The sequence below is a fragment of the Streptomyces sp. NPDC015127 genome, assembly GCF_043080095.1.
Lineage (GTDB): Bacteria > Actinomycetota > Actinomycetes > Streptomycetales > Streptomycetaceae > Streptomyces.
This window is the reverse complement of the sequence record NZ_JBIBVE010000007.1, coordinates 305244-311833: the sequence shown is the minus strand read 5'-3', so window position 1 is coordinate 311833 and position 6590 is coordinate 305244. Positions and strand designations below refer to the sequence as shown.

The following is a 6590-nucleotide window of genomic DNA, read 5'->3' as shown; positions in this document are numbered from 1 at the left end:
TGTCGTCCTTCTTCGGGTCCTCCTTCTTGTCGTCCTTCTTCGGGTCCTCCTTCTTGTCGTCCTTCTTCGGGTCCTCCTTCTTGTCGTCCTTCTTCGGGTCCTCCTTCTTGTCGTCCTTCTTCGGGTCCTCCTTCTTGTCGTCCTTCTTCGGATCGTCCTTCTGGTCCGGCGAGTCGACGTCGTGCTTGGTGTCCTGCGGCTCGTTCGCAGGCGGCAGTGGCCAGTGCCTGTCCGGCGGAGTGGTCTTCTCGTCGCGCTGGCCGTGGTCACCCGAGTCACGGCGGACCCAGTCCCGGTCCTCGTGGTCGAAGATGACGAATTCCTTGACCTCCGCGGGTGCGCGGTTGACGACCACGACGTTCTGCGGCCGGTATCCGGACCAGGCGGTCCCCTTCTGCTCGGGTGTACCTTTCTGGGCGACCGCAGCGCTGAGCGGATTGCCACAGGCACAGCGCACCTTCGGCTCTCCGCGGTCATCGACGAGGACAGCCGTGCCGGCCTGGAGCACCGCCTGGTAGCTGGTGGGGGCGCCGTCGCGGTAGCCGTGCATGGTGACGCGGGTGTCGGAACGCAGCTGTACGGACGTGAGCGACCGCAGATAGCCGGGGACTGCGGTATCCCGGATGTCCAGAGCCGAGGCGAAGGCCTGGTTCTTGGTCCGGTCCGCGCTCAGATAACGGATCTGCTTCTCCACGTCGCAGGCGGCGATGTTGCGGCTCCCGCCGTAGAGGCCGGGTTCCGATCCCGCCACGCTGCGGATGGCGTTGGTCTCGGTGGGAGGTGTGCTGGGCTCGGCGGCCGGCAACGACGAGGTCGTCTTCGCGGTCGACGGGGTGAATGGATCCGGCCCGGCGGCGTTCGTGGGTTGCAGGATGACCTCGCTGGCCTGGGCTGGTTCGCCGCCCGGGCGGATGAGGACAGCGGCGAGGACCACGCCGACGACCAGGACGATGATCGCGGTGATCCGCGGCACGGATCGCCACCAGGGGCGCCCTCCATCGCCGGCTCCCCGCTTCTCGCGGCCCGGCCCAGCTGGTCCGCCGCCCCCGCCACCGCCACCGCCGCCGCTGGGCGGGGGCGGCGGGGGCGGCGGGGGCGGCGGAATCCCTGTCGCCTCGTCGGTGGGACGCCCGGCGAGGGGGCCGGACGGCGGCCCAGTGGGACGCTCTGACAGCGGTTCGGAACTCACGGCTCCCCCTCCCGCTCGGCGTGGGAATCGCGTAACTCGGAAGCCCGGTTGCGGCTTCATGACGCTTTATGCGGGTTTCATCCCTTTAGCCCATTGTGCGCTCCGGCACCGCAGGACCCCAAGCCCAACCGTTCAGCCTCCCTCAGGCGCCTGCCGGCCGCTCTCGGCATGTGGGCGCCGATGCGGGCGACCTGCCGAGTCGGCGTCCTCTGGGGGGGGCAGGTCGGGGAGGCCGGCCCACACATTTCGTCGGCCGCTGACCGCGCCCGCGGGCGCGGTCAGCGGGATTCACCCGGCCGGTCCACGATCTGCGTCGGCGTCGGCGCCTCGCCGGCGGTCTGCGTCGGCGTCGGCGCCTCGCCGGCGGTCTGCGTCGCCGGCGGGGCCGGGGCCTCGTCGGCGGACGGGGCGGACGAAACCGCGTAGGTGTCGATCCGTGTGCCGTCGCAGTACACCCAGCGCTCCTGCTCGGCGTCGTACAGCCACGCCGCCTCCCCGTCGATGACCAATCCGGCCCGCAGTCCGCGTGTCCGCTGCCGGAAGGCCTCGCCGTGCGCCTTCCCCGCCGCCAGATCCTCCGTGGCCAGCCAGTAGCGGTCGAGCGACTCCCTCACCCGGCCCATCAGCGGGCGCGGGTCGGTCGTGCGGGCGGGCGGTGCTCCGGCCGTGGGCGGGGTCTGCGGCACGGGGACCAGCAGGCGGCCGTCGACCCAGGCCGACCAGCCGTTGTGGCACATGATGCGTCCCCAGTCGCCGCGCCGTTCGATCAGCTGGACGGGCAGGAACGGGTCCAGCGGTACGGTCGGCCGGGACACGTCCGGTGTCTCCCAGGCGGCCAGTCCGTCGTTGGGTACGACGTGGGTCGGAAGGAAGTCGCCGTCGGGGGTGGCCATGTCTTCCGCTTCCGTCACTTCCGCATGATCGCGGGCTCGTGACGCCTCAGCAGCCGCCCGACGGCGTACCAGAGCACCGCGCAGTACGCCACCATGACGGCCATACTCAACAGCCACACACCGGCGGCGTGCTCGAAGAGCGGGTCGTCGTACTCTGCTTTCGGCACGATCCGGCCGATGTCGATCGTCGCCGCCGTGGCCGCGAAGCCCCACCGGCCCGGCACCGGCCATGCCAGCTGCTCCAGGCCCACCACGCCGTACACCTTCACCAGGGCGCCGCAGAAGACGATCTGAACCATGGTGATGAGGACCAGCAGTGGCATGGTGACCTCTTCCTTGCGGACCAGTGCGGATATCACGAGACCGAGCAGCATCGCGCACACCGACAACAGGGCGACGGCCAGGGCTATTTCGAGGAGCGGCGGCAGCAGGGCGCCCCGGCCGGCAGGGGCGCCCAGTTCGACGCCGAGGAGTCCGACGAGGGTCATGGCGACGGCCTGGACGACCGTGATCAGGCCCAGCACCATCACTTTGGAGGTCAGGTATGCCGATCTGGAGAGCCCGACGGCGCGCTCACGCCGGTACACGACGCGTTCCTTGACGAGTTCCCGCACCGCGTTCGCCGCCCCGCTCAGGACCGCACCCACACACAGGACGAGCAGAGCCCTGGCCGCGGTGTCCTGGGTGAGTTTGCCGCCGGCCATGATCCGGGCCATGGCGCCCATCCCGAACGGCAGCGCGACCATGACGATGATGAAGGTCCGGTCGGTGCTCAGCACCGCGGCGTAACGCCGTACGAGGGTGCCCAGTTGGGCGAACCACCTCTGCGGCTTGGGCGGCGGTGGCGGCGCGTCTCCCCGTGGCAGCCGCTCGCGGGCGAGGCGGGGCTGCGCGCTCGAGGCGATGTACTGGCGGTGGAACGGCGACGTGCGGTAATCCGCACCCCAGTCGCGGCCGGAGTCGTTCTCGAAAGCCTCGAAGGCCTCGGGCCACTGATCGAAACCGAAGAAGGGCAGGGCGTCCTCGGGCGTGCCGTAGTAGGCGATCCGTCCGCCGGGGGCCAGCACCAGCAGCCGGTCGCACACATCGAGGCTGAGCACGCTGTGCGTCACGACGATGACGGTGCGGCCGTCGTCGGCCAGGCCGCGCAGCATGTGCATGACTGAGCGCTCCATGCCCGGGTCGAGGCCGGAGGTCGGCTCGTCGAGGAAGAGCAGCGACGGTTTCGTCAACAGCTCCAGGGCGACGCTGACGCGTTTTCGCTGACCGCCGGAGAGGCTGTGGATGGGCTGACCGGCCCGTTGTTCCAGACCGAGCTCCCGGATGACCTCGTCCACCCGGGCGTCGCGTTCGGACTTGGCGGTGTCCTCCGGGAAGCGCAGCTCGGCGGCGTATCCGAGAGCCCGGCGGACGGTGAGCTGAGGGTGCAGGATGTCGTCCTGCGGCACGAGACCGATGCGCTGGCGCAGCTCGGCATAGTCGCGGTAGAGGTCACGGCCGTCGTACAACACCGTGCCGTGGTCGGCGGGGCGCTGTCCGGTAAGCGCGTTCAGGAGCGTGGACTTGCCGGCGCCGCTCGGTCCGACCACGGCGAGCAGGCACTTCTCACCGACGGGGAAGGAGACCTGTTCGAGGAGAGTCTTCCGGCCGTGGTCCACGGAGACGGTGAGGTCCTGCACGTCGAGTGAGATCTCGCCGGTGTCGACGAACTCCTGCAGCTGGTCGCCCACGAGGCAGAAGTTCGAGTGGCCGATGCCCACGATGTCGCCGGGGCCGACGGGAGCGCGGGTGACCCGCCGGCCGTTGAGGAAGGTGCCGTTGTGGCTGCCGATGTCGACGATCTCGTACGTCCCGTCGGCGAGCACCCGCAGCTCGGCGTGGTGCCGCGAAACGGTCAGGTCCTCGACGACGAGGTGATTGTCGGCGGCGCGGCCGATGCTCACGCTCGGTGTCGACAGCGGACGGACGGTTGTCGGGCGCCGGAACGTACGGGTGGCGGCCGGCCTGGACACGGACAAGGGCCACCCGGTGGCTTCCTCGCCGGGCGCCAGGGCCGGCTCGGCACGGCGCAGCGCCTGCAGCCGGGCGCGCGGGCCTTCCGAGGGGTGGCCGAACCGGATGACGCTGCCGGGACCGACTCCCCATTCGTGGATCCGCCGGCCCTCGGCGTAGGTGCCGTTGCTGCTGCCCTCGTCCTCGAGTGTCCAATGGTCGGCCTCGGGGCGCAGCACCGCGTGATGCCAGGACACCCGGGAGTCACTGAGGACGATGTCACTCGAGGGGTCGCGTCCGATGTGGTAGACGTGGCCTGGTGCCACGACCAGAGTGTCCCCCTCGGTCTCGAGCACGAGTTCGGGCGGGGTCGGCGTTGCAGACCGCTCTGCCATATCTGAAATTTTAGCCTTCGGTACTTTCCGCCGCCCGGCGGCGGAAGCGGGCCACCGGGCGGGCACACGGCACCGGATCCATAAGCGGCGGTGGTCGCCGCCGACCGCCGAGCAGTACAGGGCGAGGCTCCGAGCCGGACGTAGAACCTGCTGGTGAGCCACTCCCCAAGAAGCTTGGGTTTTCCGCCGGCCTGCTCGACGAGTCGGCACTGTGGATGGTCGAAGCCGTCGTGGCCGCAGCCAGCGACCACGGATGCACGTCCGAACAAGCCGTCCGTGTCTTCCGCAGCATTTGGTACTACACCGTCGGCGAGGTCCTCGTCCGCGCTCACTCGCCCCATCGGCGGGCCGACGACGAGCGTCACGCCTTCCGCGAGTCCTTCGACGCCTCCCAGGTGCCCCACCTTGGCCGCCATCGGCGACCGGTGGCCCGTGCTGGCCGGACAGGACACCTACGCCCAGTCCGCGCGTTCGTCGACGGGCTGCTCGCACAAGCCACGGGGGCCACCGCGCACGGCGTGGAGTGAGAGCGAGCAGGGGGCGGGGACCGTGCGAGCTTCCGAGAGGCCTTCCGAGAGGCACCGCCCTGCCGTCATGGCCCGCGGAGCACACCGCATCGCCGACTCTCCGCCCGCCCGACACCTCGAGTTCGACCACGCGGACCGAGTGACGCGTGACATCGCATGACGAGCGCGCGTCAGCGGGCTCGTTCCGGGAAGAAGGCCGCCCCGGCGCCACAAGTCCGCCACCCCCAGCGCCCCTGGGGGCGCCCGCATCCTACGGCCCGAACGGACGCCGCATGTACCCGCCGCGGCGTCCATGACCGGCACCGCCGAACCCCGCCTCGCCGGCCCCGCATACACTCGGCAGGCGCTTCCCACCTACGGGAGCGGAACCGGTTCTCTGGAAGGACTGATTGACGGTGTGGCAAGAAGTGCCGATCTACGACCGGCTCGTTGCGGAGCGTGGCGACATCCCGGCGCAGGTGCGCAGCGAGGCCGAGCGCACCGTGCGTCATCTGGCACAGGTGATCGGCCCCATCACGCCGACAGGCGGCGGACACCCCCAGCCGGTACGGCCGTTCACGACCGGACAGCGGTAGCCGCCCGGCTGCTGCCCTACTGGGCTGAGCGTCGCCGGCAGTCTCCCGTGCCCGCCTGCAACGGTGGACCGGGCTACCGAGTCGTGTCAGCGAGCTTGGCCCGTTGTCCTTCTGTGTGAGGACAGCCAGCTCCAAGTCCTGTTGGCCCAGCACCTTGCCGTCCGCAGTCGATGCGGGAGTGCGCTGAGCCTGGACACCGACTCGCCGCACTCCTCATGCGGTGGGCGTAGCCGTAGAGCGCGGCGAGGCAGGGGGTCGGAAACCAGGGCCGTGACGCACGCACGCACGTCGGGGTCGAGAAGCCGCATCTCCGCCGCAATGGGCGCCTGAACGGCCCGCTCGCTCTCGTCCGCCATGCAGGTACCCTACGGAACTCGGCGAAGCCGGCTCAGGTCATCGCGTGCCCGTGCGAAGCGGCAAGGTCCTCCAACTCGGGATCGCCGAACGCCGCGCGCAGCGCCTGGAACGCTGCGACCTTGTCCTCGCCGAATCGGCCGATGTACGCCGCGTAGGTGCCCGGTGAGACGAACTTCGGCGGGGTGGTCTTGCTGTGGAACTTGTCCGCGTACATCACCAGCCGCTCCTCCGGCGTAATCGCCAAGTAGTCGGCCGGCGGCAGCGGAAGTCCCTGCCGGACGACGTCCTCCTTGCTCAGCCCGACCCCCGTATGGCAGGAGCAGAACCGGTGCAGCACCTCCGGCAGCCCCTCCCCCGCCAGGAGCTCGTGCCCCAACACCCCATGACACACGTAATTCCGCTCGTCGAAACGCCCCTCGGTGTCATACAGGCGGTAGACGCCGATGTCATGCAACAAACACCCCGCACGCACCAGCTCAGCATCAACACCACAACCAGAAAACGAGATCAAGCGCTCCGCAACCTGCCACACAATCTCACCATGCGTGTGAACGAGGCTGAACACCTCTTCGCTGGGAGCGTATTTGGCGTGCAGCTCGCGGATTTCACCCACCGAAGGAATATCCACCCGGAGGAGCATAACAACGCCACGGAAGGCTGGC

The 6590-nt window shown here is 69.7% G+C and carries 5 protein-coding genes; 1 reads left to right on the top strand and 4 read right to left on the bottom strand.

All coding sequences use genetic code 11. The features are described 5' to 3' along the window. The 3 genes from ACF08N_RS16515 to ACF08N_RS16505 all read right to left on the bottom strand — a co-directional run. On the bottom strand, window positions 1–973 hold a 973-nt coding region (locus ACF08N_RS16515; protein WP_392325308.1), incomplete at its 3' end, for a DUF6777 domain-containing protein. Between the two features lie 494 nt (window positions 974–1467). Then, on the bottom strand, window positions 1468–2100 hold the full coding sequence (locus ACF08N_RS16510) for a hypothetical protein (protein ID WP_392325307.1): 633 nt from the start codon (window positions 2098–2100) through the stop codon (window positions 1468–1470). Continuing rightward, on the bottom strand, window positions 2097–4469 hold the full coding sequence (locus ACF08N_RS16505; RefSeq protein ID WP_392325306.1) for an FHA domain-containing protein: 2373 nt from the start codon (window positions 4467–4469) through the stop codon (window positions 2097–2099). Before ACF08N_RS16505 ends, ACF08N_RS16510 begins: the two co-directional genes overlap by 4 nt. A 922-nt stretch (window positions 4470–5391) precedes the next feature. Between ACF08N_RS16505 and ACF08N_RS16500 the strand changes: the two genes are divergently transcribed. Continuing rightward, window positions 5392–5571, top strand: a complete 180-nt coding sequence (locus ACF08N_RS16500; RefSeq protein WP_392325305.1) for a hypothetical protein — start codon at window positions 5392–5394, stop codon at window positions 5569–5571. A 388-nt stretch (window positions 5572–5959) separates the two neighbouring features. Here ACF08N_RS16500 and ACF08N_RS16495 read toward each other — a convergent pair whose 3' ends face one another. Then, a complete protein-coding gene (locus tag ACF08N_RS16495; RefSeq protein WP_392325304.1) occupies window positions 5960–6556 on the bottom strand; it encodes an HD domain-containing protein in 597 nt (198 codons plus the stop codon). Between the last annotated feature and the right edge of the window lie 34 nt (window positions 6557–6590).

Excerpts from the sequence above, each read along its gene's own strand:
- ACF08N_RS16505 (WP_392325306.1), bottom strand. The coding sequence starts at position 4,469 with ATGGCAGAGCGGTCTGCAACGCCGACCCCGCCCGAACTCGTGCTCGAG.